Source organism: Simiaoa sp. (assembly GCF_051972595.1).
Taxonomy (GTDB): Bacteria; Bacillota; Clostridia; order Lachnospirales; family Lachnospiraceae; genus Acetatifactor; species Acetatifactor hominis.
Window position 1 is genome coordinate 26,550 of record NZ_JBOKRY010000017.1, and the last position, 20,736, is coordinate 47,285.

Consider the following 20,736-nt stretch of genomic DNA (forward strand, 5'->3'; position numbering starts at 1 on the left):
TAATACCTCCGTCCATGGTCCTCTTCCCTGGATCACACGGTGAATCTCTCGCCCTGCTGCACCTGTTCCACTTTGGCATCGATCATGCCGTCGCTTACCCGGATCCTCAGGCTGTCACCTTCACGCACCTGTGTCACAGAACGGATATTTTTCCCATCCGCAGCTTCCACATAAGAGTAGCCACTGTTCAACTTCTCTAACGGCGAGACCGCCTTCATCCGCTCAATATAAAGCGCCAGGGTGTGTCTGCGGTCCCGCAGGATCGTCTGCATCCGGTTCTCTAACCGTTCTTCCAGCTGTATGCTGTAAGTCCTCTTCTCACGGATGCGGTTGGCCGGGCTTAAATATTTCAAGCGCATCTCCATCTGTTCCGCCTGCTGCTTCTTGCGCCGCAGTACCCGGTCCATCTGCCGGTACAGCCTCTCCTGTCCGTTCAGGATCTCCTGATCGATGTCACTTACTGCCGTCACCGCCAGTTCTGCCGCTGCGGACGGTGTCGGTGCACGCAGATCCGATACATAATCAATGATCGTGGTATCGGTCTCATGTCCTACCGCCGAGATAATAGGCACTGTACAGTCAAATACCGCCTGTGCCACCATTCTCTCATTAAACGCCCACAAATCCTCTATGGATCCACCGCCGCGTCCTACGATCATGACATCCACGCCCTGTCTCTCCAGTGCCCGGATCCCATTCACAATGGAAGGTGCTGCCGACGCTCCCTGTACCAGTGCCGGATATAAAATGATCTGTACGTAAGGATTACGCCTTTGGGCGATCTGTATGATATCCCGCACCGCCGCGCCGGTATCCGCCGTCACCACCCCAAGGGTATGAATGTACTTCGGGATCGGTTGCTTATACTCCGGGGCAAACATTCCCTCTTCCGCCAGCTCCCGTTTTAACTGTTCATACTTTTCATACAGAGCACCGGCACCGTCTAAGGTTACTTCCTTCACATACAGCTGGTATCTGCCGTCACGCTCAAATACGCTCACGGAACCCTTCGCGATCACCTGCTGCCCTTCCGTCAGCCGAAACGAAAGGCCCCTGCGGTCTCCCGCGAACATAATACAGTTCAGGGCACTGGCAGAATCCTTTAACGTAAAATAAATATGTCCAGAGGGATGGTATTTACAGTTGCTTACCTCACCTTTTACAAACACCGTCTGTAAAAAGTAATCCTGCGTGAACATATTTTTAATGTACGTATTCAGTTGTCTTACGCTGATTACATTCTGTATCCTACTCACCGGATTTCATGATCTTGGCAAGGATCGCATTGACGAATCCGCCGGAGCTCTCCTGACCGTATTTTTTGGCGATCTCCACCGCCTCGTTGATCGCTACCCCGTCCGGGATATCGTCATCATAGCGCAGCTCATACGCACCCAGACGTAACACTGCGAGTTCTACCTTTCCCACACGGGTGGTATCCCAGCCTTCGGTATTCTCATTCAACAGCTGATCCAGTTCCGGGATCTTGTCCTTAATCTTCTCGAAACGGGCTGCGATGACATCCGCATCCTGCCAGGAAGGAACTTCCTCATTATTCTCGCGGAACAATGCGATCTGTTCCGGCATATCTTCCGGTGCATGAAACTCCACACGGTATAAAAGTTTGAAAACCTGTTCTCTCTGCTCGTGTCTTCCCATAATATCTTCCTGTAATTCCTCTTATTTGTCCTTCTTCATGTTCACACCGGCAATGCGGATGTTTACATCTGAGCAGGTCAGTCCTGTCATATACTCGATGGCATTCTTCACCTTCTGCTGTACTGCCTGGCAGGTGGTGGGGATATTGTAGTCGTACTCCATGGTCACTGCCAGATCCACGGTCACATTCTTGCCCTGTACTTCCACCTTGACGCCCTTGGTAAGGTTCTTCATTCCTACCTTGCTCATGAGTTCGTTGGTGATATTGCCTGCCATGGCGCTGACACCGTCTACTTCCGTAGCTGCCAGGGATGCGATCATTGCTACTACATCATCTGCGATCTGTACCGTACCGATGCTCTCATCTTCCTTTAATACCAGGTTCTTCTTATCTATTTCTTTTTCCATGATAGCTGATCCTCCTAATAATAACTAATTAGTTACAGTATACCAAATCCTTATTCATTTGTCACCCAAAAAGTCAAGGATAGTTGTTTGCCATTCTGCGCATAAGCAATGGTACTGCTGTTTTCCGGCATATAGGAAAAGATCTCCTGCTCATCGATCAGCACCCTGCAGATCTCCCGGTAGCATTCCTCATCCGCGCATTTTAATGTGATCTCCGTCCTACCGCTCTCCCATGCCCTGTCGAAGATGCTCTGCATCTGTTCTGCATCATATGACGTAAAATATACGCCTTCCCTGACATAATAATTTGCCTGCGTGGCAGTACATTCCGGCATGGCTACCACACTTTCGATGCAGTGGGTGCGAAGCAGATCCTGCGTGGTCACACACAGATAATCATAATTGATCTCCGGTAATTCTTCCTTCCCACTGCCATCCTCCATTCGATAGGAGGCATCTCCCCAGGTCGTATCCACATAATAATAGTCGCCGTCCACCCGCACCAGATTCCATGCATGCGCCTCCCCCGTGTCTACTGTGCCCTGTACCAGCGTGCACATCACTCCCAGATGGTTCAACAGATACTGTGTTGCTTTGGCATATCCCTGGCAGACCGAAGAATTCCCTAAAAATACCGAGGCAATGTTCTGATTGTCCGAAGCATTCAGATCATAATCCGTGGAAAAAATGATTTTCTCATAGACTGCTTTTACTTTATCATATTCCGATGCATCCGACGGGATCTCTGAAAGCCATTCCGATGCCCTCTCACGGATCTCTTCCGCCTTTCTTACTGCTTCTTCCCCAGGCAGCGAATAGGTCCCGGCAAAATCGATCCCTACCGTCCGGTCCCCTCTGGAATATTTGGTGTAGGTGTATCCCGTAGTATAAAAGATCTCGGGATGATCGATCAGCACGCACTGGAAGATCCGGTCGATATCCTGCTCGTCCAGTCCCTGTTCGATGGGCTCTGTGGACAGTTTTACCGTATCTGTCATCTCTCCCAGGGCCTGCTCGATCTCTCCGTACCAAATCTGTTCCTGTGCGTCCAGACTCTCGTATGCAAAACGAGAGCCTCCCTCCTCTAAGAGGGAACAGCTCTCTGCATTATCGCTTTCTGCGGTCGTCTCCTCCGCTTCCTGTCCGGGCAGACTGTCGATCTCCTCTACGGGCAGTACAATGGTCTGCGGCACTTCCGACAGGATCTCCTCTGAGGAGCATCCCGTCAAAAACAGCAGCATGAAAAGTGCGATATATATTTTTTTAAATCTTGCCTGAAACATTTCCCGCATTCTATCCCCTGCACATGTGTTATCTCGTTCTCTCAGGTATATTTCCGGTATCAGTTGCGTCCGAACTCCGTCAGCACCAGTCCTTTATTACGATCCAGGGTCATGCCGATGCTCCAGGAATTAACGAACAGAAGCAAAGGATTCCCTTTCATGTCCTTAACCTTCTTCATATCGGAAGTTCCGGACAATTTGGCAAGGTCGATCTCGTCCTTGTTCTCAATCCAGCGGATATGCTCATAAGGCAGGTTTTCCAGACGGATCTCCACGTTATATTCGTTCTCCAGGCGGTACTTCAATACATCGAACTGCAGTACACCTACCACGCCGACAATGATCTCTTCCAGACCGGTATTGAACTCCTGGAAGATCTGAATGGCACCTTCCTGGGCAATCTGCTCCACGCCCTTAACGAACTGTTTTCTCTTCATGGTATCTACCTGGCGCACTCTGGCGAAATGCTCGGGTGCGAAGGTAGGAATGCCCTCGTACTGGAACTTCTCCTTTGGCATACACAGGGTATCTCCAATGGAGAAAATACCGGGGTCGAACACACCGATAATATCTCCGGCATAAGCCTCATTTAATATCTTACGTTCGTCCGCCATGATCTGCTGGGGCTGGGATAATCTCATCACCTTATTGCCCTGCACATGACGTACTTCCATATTTGCATCGAATTTGCCGGAGCAGATACGCATAAATGCGATACGGTCTCTGTGTGCCTTGTTCATATTCGCCTGAATCTTGAATACAAAGGCGCTGAACTCATGCTCCGTAGGATTGATCATTCCGATGTCCGCTTTTCTGGGCAGTGGTGTGGTAGTCATATTCAGAAAATGTTTTAAGAAGATCTCCACACCAAAGTTAGTCAATGCAGATCCGAAGCATACCGGGGTCAGGTTACCCTTCTGTACTTCATCCAGATCAAACTCTGCACTGGCGCCGTCCAACAGTTCCACCTCGCCTAACAGCTTGTCCGCTGCGTCCTCTCCGATCAGTTCCTTCAGATGCTCTTCATCCTGAATAGGGATCTCGGTGGATGTTCCTTCCTTCGTTCCCTTCTCAGTATCGGAATAAGCGATCACACACTTTTTCTCACGGTCATAGACACCCTGGAATCCCTTGCCTGAGCCAATAGGCCAGTTGATGGGGCAGGTAGCAATACCCAGCTCCTTCTCGATGTCATCTAACAACTCAAAGGTATCTCTGGCTTCACGGTCCATCTTATTGATAAAAGTGAAAATAGGGATCTTACGCATGACGCAGACTTTGAACAGCTTTCTCGTCTGTGCCTCGACGCCCTTGGATGCATCGATGACCATGACTGCGGAATCTGCTGCCATCAGGGTACGGTAGGTATCCTCAGAGAAATCCTGATGTCCCGGAGTATCCAGAATATTGATACAATAACCGTCATATTCAAACTGCAGCACGGAAGAGGTTACGGAAATACCTCTGTCCTTCTCGATCTGCATCCAGTCGGACACCGCATGTCTCGCTGTTGCCTTACCTTTTACGCTTCCCGCCAGGTTGATGGCTCCTCCGTAGAGCAGGAACTTCTCGGTCAGGGTCGTCTTACCGGCATCCGGGTGAGAGATAATGGCGAAAGTACGACGGCGGTTGATCTCTTCTGTATAATTGTTACTCACTACTATAATCCTCCAAATATATCTTAAAATCTATTTTCGCAGCTTCCGGTAATCTGCTTTCTATGACGGGTCTTCCTTTAATACAGAGTCCCCTTCAAATTCCGGGATGATTCCGAAGTAATCCAGTACCGTAGCTCCGATATCGGAAAAGGTCGATCTCGTTCCGCGGCTGCCCGGTGTCACAGGGGCACCGTACATAATAAACGGTGTATATTCCCTAGTGTGATCCGTGGTGGCCTTATAGGCGGGATCACAGCCGTGATCTGCTGTGATCATGAGAATATCCTCCGGTTTCATATGCGCCTGAATCTCCGGCAGCTTCTCATCAAAATAAGCCAGTGCCTTCGCATAGCCGTCCACATCTCTCCTGTGACCGTAGAGCATATCGTAATCTACTAAATTAATAAAGCAGAGTCCTTCAAAATCCTTATCCAGATATTCCAGAGTCCGCTCGATACCTTCCGCATTACCGGAAGTGTATACATGCTCGGTAATTCCCTTGCCTACGAAAATATCCTGAATCTTGCCCACAGCAATAACATCCCTGCCGGCAGCCTTCAGTTGGTCTAACATGGTAACTGCGGGAGGCAGCAGGGAAAAATCATGTCTTCTGGGGGTACGGGTATAATGTCCGCTCTCACCAATGAAAGGTCTGGCAATGACACGCCCCACACCGTGCTCTCCCTGCAGGATCTGTCTGGCAATACGACAATAGTCATATAACTGTTCCACGGGAACCACATCCTCATGCGCGGCGATCTGGAACACACTGTCCGCAGAAGTATATACGATCAATTTGCCGGTGCGCACATGCTCGTCCCCGTAATCTGCAATGACCTGTGTGCCGGAGTAAGGCTTGTTGCACAGAACATCTCTACCGGTACGGATACGGAACTCCTCCAGTACTTCCTCGGGAAATCCGTCCGGATAGGTAGGCAGGGGCTTGGGAGAATAAATACCTGCGATCTCCCAGTGTCCGATGGTAGTATCCTTTCCACGGGAACGCTCTGTCATACGGGCATAAGCTGCCATGGGATGCGTTGTCTTCTCTCCGACTTCCACACCGTCGATGTTAAACAGCCCCAGGTCTCTCATATGATCCATATGGAAATAGGAACTTTTGGATACACTTCTTAAAGTATTCACATGGATATCACCGTAAGCTCCGGCATCCGGCATTTCACCGATACCGAAGCTGTCCAGTACAATTAAAAAGACTCTCTTCATATATATTCCTCATCCGCACATTTTTCTTCGTAAATGGCTGCCCGGTGCTGTTCCGGGTTATCTCTGATACCATCTGGATTGTTCCGTGTTTCGCACTCTCACAATCCAGACCGCATTCGCAGTCCGCACATTTTCTTCGAAAATGGCTGCCTGCTCATGTGGTACGGCTCTCGAATCTCCGGATGCTCTCGCAAGCAAGCTTGCATCGCACCATCGATTCTCGACCCTTGGTATCATAACATAATTTTCTCCCCATGTACACAAAAATATCACTGTGTAATGGTGCTGATAACGATATTTTCCGCCGCGATATCCGTCTTTCTTTTTACAATGTCTTCGATCTGTGCCCGCTGTACATCGGACAGTTCCGCTGCATTGACCACGACATCCACAGCATCCCCGTTGATGCTGACCACCGCTTCACTAAATCCCTTCGCCTGAAGCAGTACCTCCGCCGCGGCTTCTTTTTCGGCAATCTCCGTCATATGTACCATACTATCCACTGCTTCCTGCTTCTGGGCATCGCTAAGCTCCGTACTATTTATGATCTCCAGCAAAGTCTCTTTGTTCCGGGCTCTGGTCTGTTCCTTGGACAGTCTCGCAGCGGACAACACCTCCACTGCGTTGGTTCCGGTCAGTACCGCCTCGCCGGGAATCTCCCCCTCGTCCGGTGTTGCCTCCGCCACCTGCATATCCTCATCCAGATAATCCTCCATAACGATCTCCACATCCGAATCCAGACTTTCTATATCTGTGACAATATCCGTAGAATCCACTGCACTGAGATCTTCTGTATTGTCCGATGTCAGATACTCCTTTTCCAGGTTGGTCCCCGCAAATTGCAGATAACCTGCAATGGCTATCATAATGGCAAGTGCGGTAATCATAAGCTGATTCTTCTTAATTAAGTTTTTCACTGCGTTCCCCTTTTCCAAAGGCCTGTATCTGCCTTCTTGATTTTATACTCTATTGTATGTACCCGCCCTGACGGATATGTTTCCTGCGGTTTATTTTTCCAGCACCTTGACTTTGTGTGCTTCCACACCAAAAAGTGCCTGGACGACCTGCGTAATCTCGCCGGTCATATTGCCTTTTCCGGCTCCTTCTGCCACCACCAGAACCCCTTCCACTTTGGGGGTGATCGTCTTCACTACAAAGGGAGAGCCCTGACTGCCCTCCTGATACACCGTCTGATATCCGGTGTTTGATGAACTCACGGTGCGGGTTCCTCCCGCGGAATCCTGTTCCTCTGTCTGGGAGCGTTCTGCGGTCATGTCTTTCTCCACGATTCTTTCCTCCGAGGATTCCAGCGTGATCATGACCTCCACCTCTCCAACCCCCTGAACGGATTCCAGCATTTTTTTCAGTTTCCCTTCCAGATAAGCAGCATATTCTTCCATACTGCCTGCCGTCACTGCCTGCGTCCCGACATACACCGTATCCTGCTGTGCCACGTTCTGCTGTCCGGAGGACGTTAAAATTCCGGCATTGTACTGCTCTGTGATCTCCGTGCCTGTATCCGTCGCCGCAGAATCTTCTTTTTTCACCGGAAGAGCGATGATAAACAAAAGAACGCCCAACAGCACCAAAATCAGCAGATTATCCCGACGGAACCATTTCGGTGGTTCTAAACCGCTTGCACCTATGCTGCCTGTGATCTTTTCCCAGAATTCTCCCACTGTTTCTCACCTCTTTTTCTTTTTCCCTGACTTAGATCCTTTTCCCCGTGTTTTTCCATGAATTCCGCCTGACTTCTCCATCATTGCAGCCTGACCTGTGGAATTTCCACACAGATCCCGTCATCTTCTGCATTTTCCGTACTCATTTTCTTTTGTTCCGTGGGCTTTCCCTCCGGAGCCTCCTCTGCTTCCTGCACCACGGCAGCTGCCGTATTCCCGATGTCTTCCTGCGACTGTTTTGCCCGCTCAGAAGCCCGGTTCAGTACTGACTGCAGTTCTTCTGTAAATTCCTCCACCTGTGCCTGTACATTTTGATCCGCGCCCCCGCCGAAAACACTCAGAACCGGCTGCAGCAGCTGGGTCAAAAGCATCACGGACAATAACAGTTTTAAATATTTCTCATAAGCTTCCTTGGGTCTGAAATGAACGATGGTCTGGGCACAGATCAGAAAAATCCCAGCCTGTCCAACGACCCGGTATAACCACTGCATCTGCTCACCCTCCTTTGCTTCCCGTTGCCAAAAGTGCCAGTGTGATCAAAAACAGAAGCATCGCCGTCCCCGCAGTGCGGAACAATAACATCCCGGCATTGCCCATACGATCCGTACAATTGGTCACTCTCTTATCACTGACGATCCCCATAAAAGCTGCCGCGCCTTTGATAAAAACCGCAGTAAGCAGAATCTGTAACAGGGGAACGGCACATGCCGCAATTAACAACAGTAACAGCAGCACACCAATACTGTTGCGGATCACCACCGCGGAGCCCACCGCCAGCTCTAAAATCCCATCCGCCGCATTTCCGATCCCCGGCAGTGCGGAAAGTGCTTTTTCCACTGCGGAAGTCTTCACAGAATCTAATACCGGTGTGATCAGTGACTGGAACACGCTGATCCCCGTGACCACTCCCAGGGATGCCTTCAGTATCCAGCCGATCGCCTTTTCCAGCAGGTCTGTCAGAAGCGCCAGCTTCTCCTCCACCCAGATCCCGTTGATCAGATTCAGCAGACTGTAGCTGTAGATCAGCGGAAGTACCACTCCCAGTAATATTTTCTCCGTTCCATAGATCAATAATAGCATCAGCTGATATCCGGCACCTACCGTAGCGGGACCCGAAGCCACTCCCACCGCCAGCAGATAGGTGGGCACCATCAGTTTAACAAACAGTATGATATTTTCCATGATGTCTCTCGCCGTCTGCAGCACATCAAAAAAACATTGCAGCAGAATCACTCCCATCAGCAGATAAATAAAATAAAAGCTTAAGTCCGCGATCTGATGTTTATCGAAAACCTCAACAAAATGAATCAGCAACGCGGACAGGATTCCCAACACGATCAGCCAGATCAGTATATTTTTTATGCCGGAGATATAAGTCCCCATTCCTCGCATCACTTCCTGCACAAGGGTCCCTGCCGCTCCCAGTACATCCCCCTGTAATAGCTGTCCAAGCAGTTGCGCCGCTGATATCCGAAAGTCGGGAAACAGCTGCTGCATTCCCTTCTCCAGCTCATCCATGCCGTATTCCTGCCACATCATGTCCATCTGCATAACCGCACCTACAAGATGCCGTAGATCTGCCGGATCACCGCAAGTAAAATCGGCAGCCCGGCAAACAGCACCGATAATTTTCCCAGGATCTCAATCTGATCCGATACCGCAGCGAACCCGGCATCCTTGCACATACCGGCGCTGAACTCACACAGATAGGTAATCCCCACTACTTTCATTAAAATACCAAGATACCCTTTTGCATCTCCTAAATATTGCTGCAGACTAAAGAACTCATCCAGCAAGCTTCCCGCCAGACCAAGCACATAAGAGAACACCAGTACACTTAAGGCAAATCCAATGAGCAGCGCGTATTCCGGACGCTGCTGCCTGAATTGTACGGCAAACAGTACCCCCGTAATTCCCAGTAATGCTATCTTAATGATCTCTGCCATTTTTCCTCCTAAAACGAAAACAGGGTCTGCACGGTATCAAACAGATCGTAGATATAAGGAACGATCCAGCTAAGTACCAGAATCAGCCCCGCCAGGCTGATCAGAAAGGCATGTTCCTCCCTGCCGCTGTGTTTTAAGACCTGGCTGAGTATTGTTACAAGGATCCCTACCGCTGCGATTTTAAAGATCAGTCCTATTCCCATCTTTCCCCGTCCTTTTCTCTTCTCTCAGTTATCCTTTGGTCCGTGTCAGACTAACAGTATCAACAAAAGCAATCCGCTCATCGCCCCCAGCCCCACCGAAAGTCTGCATTTCTGTATCAGCTCCCGCTGTTGCGTCTCTGCGGTCTGTTCCAGCCTCTGTCTGGACAGTTCCATTGCCCGGATCTGCATGGCTTCATCCGCATAACCCTCGTTTCCCACAAAAAGCAGAAACTGCTCGATATCCTCTTTTTTCAAGGGCAGGGGCTTTAACCTGTGCCGGAAGCTCTCCTGCGCAAATTCTAAAAAACCGGCATCCTCCGAAGCTGCATATTCGCGGTAGACACTGTCGCAGATCTCTCCCAGACAGTCCTTACGCTGTCTGCCGATCTGCCGGCAGCATTCCGGAAGTGAGGATCTGTTGTAGCGGATCTCGCTGATCCACTGCTCTAAAATGCAGATTAACTCCCTGGTAAAATGAAGTCTCAACACCATCTGCTGCCTATACCACAGTCCCATGCCCAGACAGCCGATGAGGATCAGTCCCCCTCCAAGCATCTGCATTCCATCAGTCCCCTTCCCTTTAAGATCACGATCCTGTCAAACATCCGACAGATCTCATCGATTCCAAGACGTCTGGCCGCATCCTTCTCATCCGTTCCGTGTATCGTGGCCAGCAGACGGCAGCCACAGGCAGCTGCCTTATGTAATGCACGGATATCCGCATCTTCTCCCAGTTCGTCCACCGCAATGACCTGCGGAGACATGGAGCGTAACAATAGAAGCATTCCCAAAGCCTTGGGGCAGGCATCCAGCACATCCGTCCGCATTCCCAGATCATTTTGAGGTCTTCCCCGGTAAGCGCCTGCCAGCTCTGAACGCTCATCCACCACGCCTACCCTAAGTCCCGGTCCATAAGCATTGCCATCGGACAGCTGCCGGATCAGATCCCTGAGCAGTGTTGTCTTGCCGAATCCCGGTGGTGATACGATCAGTGTATTTTGAAACCGGCCGCCCCGATATAACTGTGGAAGTATTTTATCTGCAGCCCCCTTGACCTCATGAGACACACGGATATTTACAAAAGAAATATTTTTCAGTGTCCGCAGTCTACTTTCATTTTCCAGCACAGCCTGTCCGCACAGACCGATCCTATGTCCTCCTTCCACCGTCAGAAAGCCCTGCCGGATCTCGTCCGCATAAGCATATAGGGAATCCTGACACAGATATGCGATCAGCTCCCGGATCTCTGCTTCCTCTACGGAATATGCACCGCAGGGATTCTCCTGCCATTGTCCGCGATGATTCAGGAATAACTCTCTTCGCTTTGTCTCAACGACCACCGGTCTGTCCACCCTAAGCCTGATCTCACACACCTCTTGTCCTTTCTCTGCTGTTTCCTTCCAGAAATCTCTTCTCTTTTGTGGAAATATCCGCAGCAGGCTGTCCATATTCCACCTCCCGTAACTCACCGGATTTTTTCCCGTATTCGGCTGATATTTCTTAATTCCCTGTTTCTTCTGGGTTTCATGCTTCTGAATAGTTCAATATATGTTCCCGTGGACAAGATATTCCTTCCATTCTTCTCTTTTTTTCTATTGTGTGCTATAATACCTAAACGATATCTGTTTTTATGAATTTTATTTTGGAGGATATTTATGAACATTATCATTGTGGGCTGTGGCAAAGTAGGCTACACCCTGGTAGAACAATTGGGCGGTGAAAACCACAATATCACCGTAATTGATACAAATGAGGAAAAAGTGAACTCCATCACGGATGATCTGGATGCTATGGGCATCGTAGGAAATGGCGTCAGCTTCCAGACACTGTCCGAGGCCGGCATTGACCATGCTGATCTGCTGATCGCCGTGACCGGATCCGATGAACAGAACCTTCTTTGCTGTGTCATTGCGAAAAAAGCTGGACATTGTAAGACCATCGCCCGTGTCCGCAATCCGATCTACAATAATGAGATTGCTTTTCTGCGGGAAGAACTGGGGCTTGCCATGATCATCAACCCGGAGCTGTCCAGCGCAGCAGAGATCGCCCGGATCTTCCAGTTTCCTTCTGCAGTTAAGATCGATACTTTTTCCAAAGGAAGGATCGAGCTTCTGCATTTCCGCGTGACCCACGACTGTCTCTTAAATAATTATGAACTGATCCACATCCGTACCACCTTAAAATGTGATGTACTGGTATGTATGGTCACCAGAGGTGATCAGGTGCTGATCCCCCGGGGTGATTTTGTATTCCGGGAAGGCGATGTGGTTGCGATTGTGTCCACTCCTCCCAAGGCAAATGATTTCTTCAAAAAGATCGGTATCGGCGCCGGCAGGGCACGTACTGCCATGATCGTCGGTGGCGGCACCATTGCTTATTATCTGGCAAGAAGACTTTTAGAAGTCGGCATTCATACCAAGATCATCGATCAGGATCCCGCCCGCTGTGAGCATCTGAGCGAGCTGCTTCCCAAGGCTTCCATCATCTGCGGCGACGGTACGGATGAACGTCTTCTGATACAGGAGGGACTGGAGAACGTAGATGCTTTTGCTGCGCTGACCGGACTGGATGAGGAAAATATCCTCCTGTCACTGTATGCGAAACGGACTTCCCATGCAAAGGTAGTCACCAAGATCAACCGTATCAACTTCAGTGGGGTCTTAAGTGATATCAAGCTGGATACGATCTCCTATCCACGCCTGGTGACTGCAGATATGATCATTAAATATGCACGATCCATGAACGAATCTCTCAACAGTAATGTGGAAAATCTGTATAAGCTGGAGGACGGTCATGCGGAGGCGCTGGAATTCTACATCAAAGAAGATTCTGCCGTTACCAATGTGCCTCTGAACCGTCTGCACATCCGGAAAAATATCCTGGTCTGTTCCATCGTCCGCGGAGGGCAGGCTATTATCCCCGGTGGTCAGGATGAACTCCATGTAGGTGATTATGTGGTCGTAGTACTGACACATGCACGGCTGAATGATATTAAAGATATTATTGAAGGGTAATTATCATGAATTTTGCGATATTAAGTTTTATTATCGGATTTATTTTACAATTTGAGGCTTTATTCTTACTGCTTCCCTGGATCGTTGGTATGATCTACGGAGAATATCATGTGGCACTGATCTATCTGGTGACTGCAGCTATTTGTTTCATTTTGGGAAAATTGTTAAGTTTCAGGCACACAGGACGTTTTAAGGAATTGTACGTCAGGGAAGGCTTCACCGCCGTTGCACTGGGATGGTTTGTCATGTCTGTTTTCGGTGCTATTCCCTTCGTTCTCACCGGAGAGATCCCTTTTTATATTGATGCTCTCTTCGAGACGATCTCCGGCTTTACGACCACAGGTTCCAGTATCCTGTCCGATGTGGAAGCACTCAGCTATGCCAGCCTGTTCTGGCGCAGCTTCACTCACTGGATCGGCGGTATGGGCGTATTTGTATTTATTATGGCGATCCTTCCGATGATGGGTGGCTCCACCATGAACCTGATGCGTGCGGAGAGCCCGGGTCCTTCCGTCAGCAAGCTGGTACCGAGAGTCCGGGATACTGCGAAAATCCTCTATGGACTTTATATGGCGATCACTGTTTTTGGTGTGATCATGCTATGCCTGTGCGGTATGCCGATGTTTGATTCCCTGTGTACGACCTTCGGCAGTGTCGGCACCGGTGGTTTCGGTGTCAAGAACAGCAGTATCGGCGGTTACTCTCCACTGATACAGAATGCAGTAACGGTACTTATGATCTTAAGCGGTGTCAATTATACGGTATATTTCTGTCTGTTAAGAAAGCAGTTTAAGGAAGCTTTTTCCTTCGAAGAAGTTCGTTGGTATTTTTTGATCATTTTCGCCAGTGCTCTGACGATCGCCTGGAATATCCGCCCGCTCTATGCAACTTTGGGAGAGACACTGCGGCACTCCTTTTTCCAGGTGGGAACGATCATCACCACCACCGGATTTGCCACCACGGATTTCAATATGTGGCCGCAGTTGTCGAAGACGATCCTTCTGCTTCTGATGATGATCGGCGCCTGTGCCGGCAGTACCGGCGGCGGTATAAAGGTATCCCGTGTGCTGATCCTCTTCAAGGCGATCCGCAAGGAGCTGTCCATGATGATCCATCCCCGGATGGTGAAAAAGATCAAGATGGACGGACACAATCTGTCCCACGAGACGCTTCGTTCCACCAATGTCTATATGACGGCTTATTTTATCGTACTCTTCGTTTCCCTGCTGATCGTCTGTCTGGACGAATATGACCTGAGCACAAACTTTACCGCAGTACTGGCCACCCTGAACAATATCGGTCCTGGCCTGGAATTAGTCGGTCCCACCCAGAATTTCGCATTGTTCAGTCCCCTGTCCAAATGCGTGCTGATGTTCGATATGCTGGCTGGAAGACTGGAGCTGTTCCCCATGCTCGTGATCCTGCTGCCGTCCTGCTGGAAGAAATATTAAAGGAATAAATAAATTCCGTACAAAATCCCTGATTCAGGAATTTTTGTACGGAATTTATTGTCTTCTCTGGTACTCTGTCGGCAGAATACCGTATTTCTCCCGGAACAGTCTGGAAAAAGCCTGACTGTTGGGGAAACCGTTCTTTAGAGCTATTTCACCTATGGTGAGATCCGTTTCCTCCAGTTCCCGCAATGCATGTTCAAACCGGATACTCCGCAGATAATCTTTATAATTGATTCTGCCATACCGACGGAACATTTTAGATAAATAAGTGGGACAATACCCAAACGTTGCTGCCAACGTTTCCAGCGAAATTTCTTCCGCATAGTGTTCCTGCAGATATCCGGTGATCTTTCCAAGGTGTCCCATTTTCCTGTTTTCAGTACAATGTTCCTTACTTTCATCCGGCATCTGATAAACAGTTATCAAAAGGTATTTCAGCTGATAAAAGATACTCTGCATCAATAATTCATAGCCGTACTCTTTTCTGATCTGCTGTCTGTACATTTTCTCAAGTAATGCAAAAAGCTTTTCATCCTCTTCCCTTTTTTCACCGGAAAACCGCATTATCTGTTTTTCCATTGGGATCTGTAAAACAATTGCCTCATTTCGTCCCGACGTATGAATGGAATGCACCTCATTACTATTGACAATCACGAACTCTCCTGCCGAAAGAACGTATTTTTTATCACCAAGGTAAGCATCCGCTTTCCCCTCCCGTACGGCAAATATTTCAACACTACAGTGCTGATGCGCCTCACGAATATATTTTCCGTCTGCACCTTCGAAACGGAATAGCTTAAAGGGCAGTCCCCGATCCGGCACCACTGCTTCCTGCCGGTATGTCTTCTCTTCTTTCATAGTCATCCCTAATATTCCACAGAAATACTGCTTCCCGTCTTTTCCACCTTCAGGCAGGTTACCCTTTGACCGGTAAGTCTTTCACTTTCTTCATCCGGCTGCTGTCCACCAATGGCAATCAGGTATTCCCCGGGTCTTACTACACAGTCTCCCTCTTCGGTAATATATGCGAAATCCCGAGGGGAAAGTGTAACTTCGATCCTCTGTTTTTCTCCCGGTGCAAGATGCACGCAGGAGACTCCCTTTAATTGAAATCCTGGTTCATAATCCAGTGATTCCTTTCTCTTCACATAGACCTGTACCGTTTCCCACAAGGCATATTTGCCTTCATTTATCACGCTGGCAGATACTTTCACCTCCCCGGAAGTATCTGTCCTTTCTCCGGATACACATTCCTCTTCATAACGGACTCTGCCATAATGTAGTCCGTATCCGAAGGGATATAACACGTTTTTATCGGTATACCGGTAGGTTCGATCTGCCATGTTGTAATCTGTAAATTCCGGAAGATTTTCTGTTCCCTGATAAAATGTCACCGGCAGTTTTCCGGAGGGGGAAAATTCTCCAAACAACATTTCGGCAATTGCCTTACCACCTCTGGCTCCCGGATACCAACAATCCACGATGGCTTTCACATTCGGGTTGTGTTCCGCCCATGACAGATCTATGGCGCTTCCTGCCATTAACAGAACCACCACCGGTTTTCCCATAGCTGCAACGGTTTCCAGAAGTTCTTCCTGAAGTCCCGGCAGATTTAATCCCAGTTTGTCTCCGCTGGCATATTCATTCCCGGCATCGCCCTGTTCTCCCTCTATGGTTGCATCCAGTCCAAGGCACATTACTGCCACATCGGCATGTTCCACGGCAATCACAGCTTCCTGCATGCGGTCTTTCCTCTCGCCCAGGCCTTCCACCTTATCCTTATACAGACCACACCCCTGCGCATAGAGAACTCTTATTTCTTCTCCCACGTACTGTTGGATTCCCTCCAATGGAGTGATGTATTGCGAAGAGGTTCCCACATAATTGCCCACCAGCGCATCTCTGGAATTAGCATTTGGACCGATCACCGCAATAGTGCAGATTTTTTCTTTCTCAAGCGGCAGAAAGTCCTCTTCATTTTTCAACAGCGTCAGGCTTCTCCGGGATGCTTCCACGGACAGCTTTACATGCTCCGGACACTCCACTTTCTCATAGGAAATATCCGCATAAGGAGAAGGGTAATCCTCCATCATGCCAAGCCGGATCCGGATCTCCATAAGACGCTCCACTGCTTCTGTGATGGCTTCTTCACTCACAAGTCCCATCTCATAAGCCTTCGGCAAATGCAAAAAAGCATTTCCACAATTCAGATCACAGCCATTGTTCACCGCCATTGCAGCAGATTCTTCCGCAATCCCCGTCACATGGTGATGCAGGTGGAAATCATTGATTGCCCAGCAATCCGATACCACATGTCCTTCAAATCCGAATTCGTCCCGCAGAATGTTCTTTAACAGCGTCCTGCTTCCACATGCCGGCTCTCCGTTGACTCGGTTATAAGCTCCCATAACTGCTTCCACTCCGGCGTCTTTGACGCAGCGTTTAAAAGCATACAGATAAGTGTCATATAAATCGTGCCTTGATACCTTTGCATCAAATTCATGGCGGAGAGCCTCCGGTCCGCTGTGCACCGCAAAATGCTTTGCACAGGCCGCTGCCTTCGGGTGATCTCTATCTGGTCCCTGTAATCCCCTGATATAAGCACACCCCAGTTTTCCGGTCAGATAAGGATCCTCCCCGTAGGTCTCATGACCTCTTCCCCATCTGGGATCTCTGAAAATATTGACATTTGGCGCCCAGAAAGTCAGTCCCTTATAGATTCCGCGGTCTCCCTTTCTGGAGAATTCATTGAATTTGGCTCTGCCTTCTGTCGAAACCACATCTCCGATTTTCTGAAGCAGGTCTTCGTCGAAAGTTGCCGCAAGGGCAATTGCCTGAGGAAACACTGTTGCCACTCCGGCTCTTGCCACTCCATGCAGAGCCTCGTTCCACCAGTTATAAGCCGGAATCCCAAGCCTGTCGATCGCCGGTGATTCATACAGCATCTGGCTCATTTTTTCTTCCAGTGTCATCCGCGCTGTCAGCTTTTTTGCATATTCCCTAGTCTCTGTACTCATGAAAAACCTCTCTTTTCATCTATGACAATTTATTTTCCAAAAGAAAATGACAACAACTCCGCCGTTCCATGTGGTCCGTACTTCAAATATTCCTCTGGCATATTTTCTTCTTTCTCACTTCCGATAAATTCTGTAATTTCCCGAAAGTGCCAGCATGGCAAACAGATACAGGAAATTATCATAATAGCGTCTGTCCCCGGTGCGGAGCGGAGTATTCCAGAAGCGGTCTACACATTCCTTTACATGTGATCCGTCCGCTGCCAGTGCCGCCTGTGCATTGACTGCCACAATGGCAACCGGATGCAGTGCCTTCTCTTCCAGTCTTGTTCCATCAATCAGGAACACACCGTCCCAGTGTTCTCTCTGCTCTTCACAGTAAAATTTCTGCAGCCGGTTTGCAATCTCCGTCTGCCACGGATCTTTGTCATACCAGAGATGATCCATGGCAATGTTGGCTATGGTGCGGTATGCATCGCTGTAGTACCAGTCATGTCTTCCGAAGATTTCCTGATGTCCTGCATGGGGTGTCCCGTCATAGTCTGCATATTCTGCAGAAAGCCCGGTCTCCTTGTGGCATGCCTTATGAAGATATTCTCTGCTGGCTGCCGCTGCCTGTTTCCAGAATTCCCGGTCTCCTTCCTCCGCATTTTCTGCGAACAGTTCATAAAAATGTGGCAGATGATAGGAAGGATCCGAAAAATCCATGTTTGTGACAAATTTGATCAGATGATTGGAAGGATCCCACATAGGTTCGCCCGGATGTCCAGGCTCCCCTTTGTGGATACATTCCCGCAGGATTGCTTTTGCCTCTTTGCTGTAAGCAAATATTCCTTCCCCGTCCCCCCAACGGGCAGATGCAAAAAACAATGCCATGGCGAAATATTCTTCTCCGTCCGGCGCCGGTCCCTCCGCATTGTGCGTTCCATCCGTACTGCAGGACCAGGCAAAATAGTTGCGGCAGGGTCCTGCCGGAATATACATATAAGTCCGCACCCACTTCCAAAGGCGGTCGAATTCTGCCTTCTTATCCATCTGGACACAGACCATCATGCCGTAGGACATTCCCTCTGTGCGTACATCATGATTGCCGGTATCCTCCAGATACGCCATATCATCTCCTGCCTCATGATAAAAACGTTCTGCCTCCGTTCCGTAAAATATGGTTTCAAAGGTCTGTTCCAGTCTTTCTGTAATAGCGGTCTCTTCATATCCGCACTCTTTCAATACATTTCGATAAATACCAGTCTGATATGCTCCTGCCATTTGCTTGTTCTCCGATTTTTATTCTTTGACGCCACCCAAAGTAAGTCCTGCTACAAAGTACTTCTGTAAGAAAGGATAAATACAGATAATGGGCAGCATGGTAATGATCGTTGCCGCTGCACGCACGGAAGTCGGTGTTACGGTTCCTGCGGCATTCTTCATTGCCTCCGCTGAAGTTCCCTGATTGGTTACGGAGGATAACAGCTTCATCAATTCATACTGCAATGTGGTCAGATTACTGCTCATGCGATTGTAAAGCATGGCATCAAACCAAGAGTTCCACTGGCCTACCGCCACAAACAGGGCTACTGTGGCATAAACCGGCTTACACAGCGGAGAATAGATCTTAAGAAAAATAGTGCTGTAACCGGCACCGTCCAGCTGTGCGGATTCTTCCAGGCTGTCAGGAATTCCGTTCATATAAGTACGGATCACCAGCATATTAAACGCACTTACCATTCCGGGGATCACATATACCCAGAAGCTGTTGGTAAGCCCCAACCCCTTATATAAGAGGAATGTTGGGATCAGTCCACCGTTTACATACATGGTGATGACCCAGAACAGGGAAACCTCTCTCTGGAACAGGAATCTTTTGCGGCTGACAATAAAAGCAAGGATTGCATTGGCTGCCAGAGACAGCAGGGTTCCGATCAGGGTTCTGGCTACTGTGATATAAGCGCCTGTGATCAGATTATCTTTATGTAAAACCGTCGTATAGTTTTTCCAGGTGAATTTTCTCGGCCACAGGTAGATTCCTCCCCGCAGGGCATCCGTACCGTCATTCAAAGAGATTGCCAAGGTATTCAGCACCGGATATAATGTTATGATCACAAACAGGATCATGATGACACTGTTTATGAACGGAAAAATGTCGAATTTTTTGGACTTGATCTTATATTGTGTATCTATCATTGTAATTACCATCTCTTTCTGTTTTAGAATAACTGCTCTTCACCATTATGTTTTGCAATCTGATTGGCCAGAACGATCAGGATGATACTTACCAGGCTCTTGAAGATACCTGCGGCTGTACCTATTGCATAATCTCCCTGGCTGATACCCCATTTCAATACATAAATATCAATCGTCTGGGAGAACTTCTGTACCAATCCGTTTCCTAACAGATACTGAATTTCAAATCCTGCATTTAATACATTCCCCACATTCATCAGCAGTAAAATTACGATGGTCGGTTTGATTCCCGGAAGGGTAACGTATTTGATTTTATTCCATCTTCCTGCGCCATCAATGGCAGCAGCTTCATACAGGGAAGGATCAATGGATGTGATGGCCGCCAGATAGATAATGGCATTCCATCCTGTTTCCTTCCAGACATTTGCAAATGCTACGATCGGCCAGAAATACCCGGGATGGGCAAAGAAATTGATCGGCTGGCTGATCACATGCAGATTTACCAATACTTCATTTACAATTCCGGTACCGGACAACATATCATGCAGGATACCGGTTACGATGATCCAGGAAAGGAAATGTGGAAGATAAGATATCGTCTGCACTGCCTTTTTTCCGCCCTTACTCTTGATCTCATTCAATAGAATAGCAAATACAATTGCGGTAACGAAAGTTGCCACAAGGTTGATCACACCCATGGCCAATGTGTTACGAATGACCCGGAGGAATGTCACATCCGAGAATAACATCCGAAACTTCTGAAGTCCCACGAATTCGGAGTGCAGGATTCCCAGCTGCGGCTTATAATTCTGAAATGCCATCGCCCATCCTGCTAAGGGAAGATAGTAAAAAATCACCCCATAGATCATCATTACTCCTGCCCAGAAAAGTAGAACTTTTTGCCTTTTGATTTCTTTCCATGTGATAGGTGTTCTGGTTTGTTTTACTTTTTGTTTCGATTTTGTTCTCGTTAACGACATATCCTCGCTCCTTAAAAAACGGGCAGATGA

22 protein-coding genes are annotated in these 20,736 nt (G+C 48.6%); 2 read left to right on the top strand and 20 right to left on the bottom strand.

Annotated features, from left to right (window positions below; genetic code table 11):
- Positions 1 to 32: 32 nt before the first annotated feature.
- From xseA to spoIIIAA, 15 genes are all read right to left on the bottom strand, one after another.
- Positions 33 to 1,247, bottom strand: coding sequence for an exodeoxyribonuclease VII large subunit (gene xseA, locus ACTRDR_RS07950; protein WP_440526858.1), 1,215 nt, complete (start codon positions 1,245 to 1,247; stop codon positions 33 to 35).
- A 1-nt stretch (position 1,248) separates the two neighbouring features.
- A complete protein-coding gene (gene nusB, locus ACTRDR_RS07955) occupies positions 1,249 to 1,659 on the bottom strand; it encodes a transcription antitermination factor NusB (protein ID WP_176866072.1) in 411 nt (136 codons plus the stop codon).
- Between the two features lie 21 nt (positions 1,660 to 1,680).
- A complete protein-coding gene (locus ACTRDR_RS07960) occupies positions 1,681 to 2,067 on the bottom strand; it encodes an Asp23/Gls24 family envelope stress response protein (RefSeq protein ID WP_440526831.1) in 387 nt (128 codons plus the stop codon).
- A 50-nt stretch (positions 2,068 to 2,117) separates the two neighbouring features.
- Complete coding sequence (locus ACTRDR_RS07965; RefSeq protein WP_440526832.1) at positions 2,118 to 3,359, bottom strand: transglutaminase domain-containing protein; 1,242 nt, start codon at positions 3,357 to 3,359, stop codon at positions 2,118 to 2,120.
- A gap of 50 nt (positions 3,360 to 3,409) precedes the next feature.
- Positions 3,410 to 5,008 (bottom strand): peptide chain release factor 3, encoded by a 1,599-nt coding sequence (locus ACTRDR_RS07970; RefSeq protein ID WP_176866077.1) that lies wholly within the window; start codon positions 5,006 to 5,008, stop codon positions 3,410 to 3,412.
- A gap of 60 nt (positions 5,009 to 5,068) precedes the next feature.
- Entirely contained in the window at positions 5,069 to 6,235 is a 1,167-nt protein-coding gene (locus ACTRDR_RS07975) for a phosphopentomutase (protein ID WP_440526833.1), read from the bottom strand.
- A 57-nt stretch (positions 6,236 to 6,292) separates the two neighbouring features.
- On the bottom strand, positions 6,293 to 6,472 hold the full coding sequence (locus tag ACTRDR_RS07980; protein ID WP_440526834.1) for a hypothetical protein: 180 nt from the start codon (positions 6,470 to 6,472) through the stop codon (positions 6,293 to 6,295).
- Between the two features lie 32 nt (positions 6,473 to 6,504).
- The gene (locus ACTRDR_RS07985; RefSeq protein ID WP_176866083.1) at positions 6,505 to 7,152 is read right to left on the bottom strand and encodes a SpoIIIAH-like family protein; all 648 of its coding nucleotides are present in this window, start codon (positions 7,150 to 7,152) and stop codon (positions 6,505 to 6,507) included.
- A gap of 90 nt (positions 7,153 to 7,242) precedes the next feature.
- The gene (locus ACTRDR_RS07990; RefSeq protein WP_440526835.1) at positions 7,243 to 7,914 is read right to left on the bottom strand and encodes a stage III sporulation protein AG; all 672 of its coding nucleotides are present in this window, start codon (positions 7,912 to 7,914) and stop codon (positions 7,243 to 7,245) included.
- A gap of 80 nt (positions 7,915 to 7,994) precedes the next feature.
- Entirely contained in the window at positions 7,995 to 8,405 is a 411-nt protein-coding gene (locus tag ACTRDR_RS07995) for a stage III sporulation protein AF (protein WP_440526837.1), read from the bottom strand.
- A 4-nt stretch (positions 8,406 to 8,409) separates the two neighbouring features.
- Positions 8,410 to 9,459, bottom strand: coding sequence for a stage III sporulation protein AE (locus tag ACTRDR_RS08000; RefSeq protein WP_440526838.1), 1,050 nt, complete (start codon positions 9,457 to 9,459; stop codon positions 8,410 to 8,412).
- Positions 9,460 to 9,473: 14 nt separating this feature from the next.
- The gene (locus ACTRDR_RS08005; RefSeq protein WP_176866090.1) at positions 9,474 to 9,860 is read right to left on the bottom strand and encodes a SpoIIIAC/SpoIIIAD family protein; all 387 of its coding nucleotides are present in this window, start codon (positions 9,858 to 9,860) and stop codon (positions 9,474 to 9,476) included.
- Positions 9,861 to 9,868: 8 nt separating this feature from the next.
- A complete protein-coding gene (gene spoIIIAC, locus ACTRDR_RS08010; protein WP_176866092.1) occupies positions 9,869 to 10,063 on the bottom strand; it encodes a stage III sporulation protein AC in 195 nt (64 codons plus the stop codon).
- 45 nt (positions 10,064 to 10,108) lie between these two features.
- Complete coding sequence (locus ACTRDR_RS08015) at positions 10,109 to 10,624, bottom strand: stage III sporulation protein AB (protein WP_176866094.1); 516 nt, start codon at positions 10,622 to 10,624, stop codon at positions 10,109 to 10,111.
- Positions 10,600 to 11,511 (bottom strand): stage III sporulation protein AA, encoded by a 912-nt coding sequence (gene spoIIIAA, locus ACTRDR_RS08020; RefSeq protein WP_440526840.1) that lies wholly within the window; start codon positions 11,509 to 11,511, stop codon positions 10,600 to 10,602. The genes ACTRDR_RS08015 and spoIIIAA overlap by 25 nt, the downstream gene beginning before the upstream one ends.
- A 207-nt stretch (positions 11,512 to 11,718) precedes the next feature.
- Here spoIIIAA and trkA point away from each other — a divergent pair, with 207 nt between their 5' ends.
- Positions 11,719 to 13,077 carry a Trk system potassium transporter TrkA gene (gene trkA, locus ACTRDR_RS08025; RefSeq protein ID WP_118551236.1) on the top strand — a complete coding sequence of 453 codons (1,359 nt, stop codon included), beginning with the start codon at positions 11,719 to 11,721 and terminating at the stop codon, positions 13,075 to 13,077.
- Between the two features lie 5 nt (positions 13,078 to 13,082).
- A complete protein-coding gene (locus tag ACTRDR_RS08030) occupies positions 13,083 to 14,528 on the top strand; it encodes a TrkH family potassium uptake protein (protein ID WP_176866099.1) in 1,446 nt (481 codons plus the stop codon).
- Between the two features lie 54 nt (positions 14,529 to 14,582).
- Here the strand turns inward: ACTRDR_RS08030 and ACTRDR_RS08035 are convergent, their stop codons facing one another.
- The 5 genes from ACTRDR_RS08035 to ACTRDR_RS08055 form a co-directional block, all read right to left on the bottom strand.
- Positions 14,583 to 15,395 (bottom strand): AraC family transcriptional regulator, encoded by an 813-nt coding sequence (locus ACTRDR_RS08035; RefSeq protein WP_440526841.1) that lies wholly within the window; start codon positions 15,393 to 15,395, stop codon positions 14,583 to 14,585.
- Between the two features lie 2 nt (positions 15,396 to 15,397).
- Complete coding sequence (locus ACTRDR_RS08040) at positions 15,398 to 17,548, bottom strand: glycoside hydrolase family 3 C-terminal domain-containing protein (protein ID WP_440526843.1); 2,151 nt, start codon at positions 17,546 to 17,548, stop codon at positions 15,398 to 15,400.
- A 114-nt stretch (positions 17,549 to 17,662) separates the two neighbouring features.
- Positions 17,663 to 18,811, bottom strand: a complete 1,149-nt coding sequence (locus tag ACTRDR_RS08045) for a glycosyl hydrolase family 8 (RefSeq protein WP_440526844.1) — start codon at positions 18,809 to 18,811, stop codon at positions 17,663 to 17,665.
- 18 nt (positions 18,812 to 18,829) lie between these two features.
- Entirely contained in the window at positions 18,830 to 19,726 is an 897-nt protein-coding gene (locus ACTRDR_RS08050; protein WP_118547005.1) for a carbohydrate ABC transporter permease, read from the bottom strand.
- Between the two features lie 23 nt (positions 19,727 to 19,749).
- On the bottom strand, positions 19,750 to 20,706 hold the full coding sequence (locus ACTRDR_RS08055; protein ID WP_440526846.1) for an ABC transporter permease: 957 nt from the start codon (positions 20,704 to 20,706) through the stop codon (positions 19,750 to 19,752).
- Between the last annotated feature and the right edge of the window lie 30 nt (positions 20,707 to 20,736).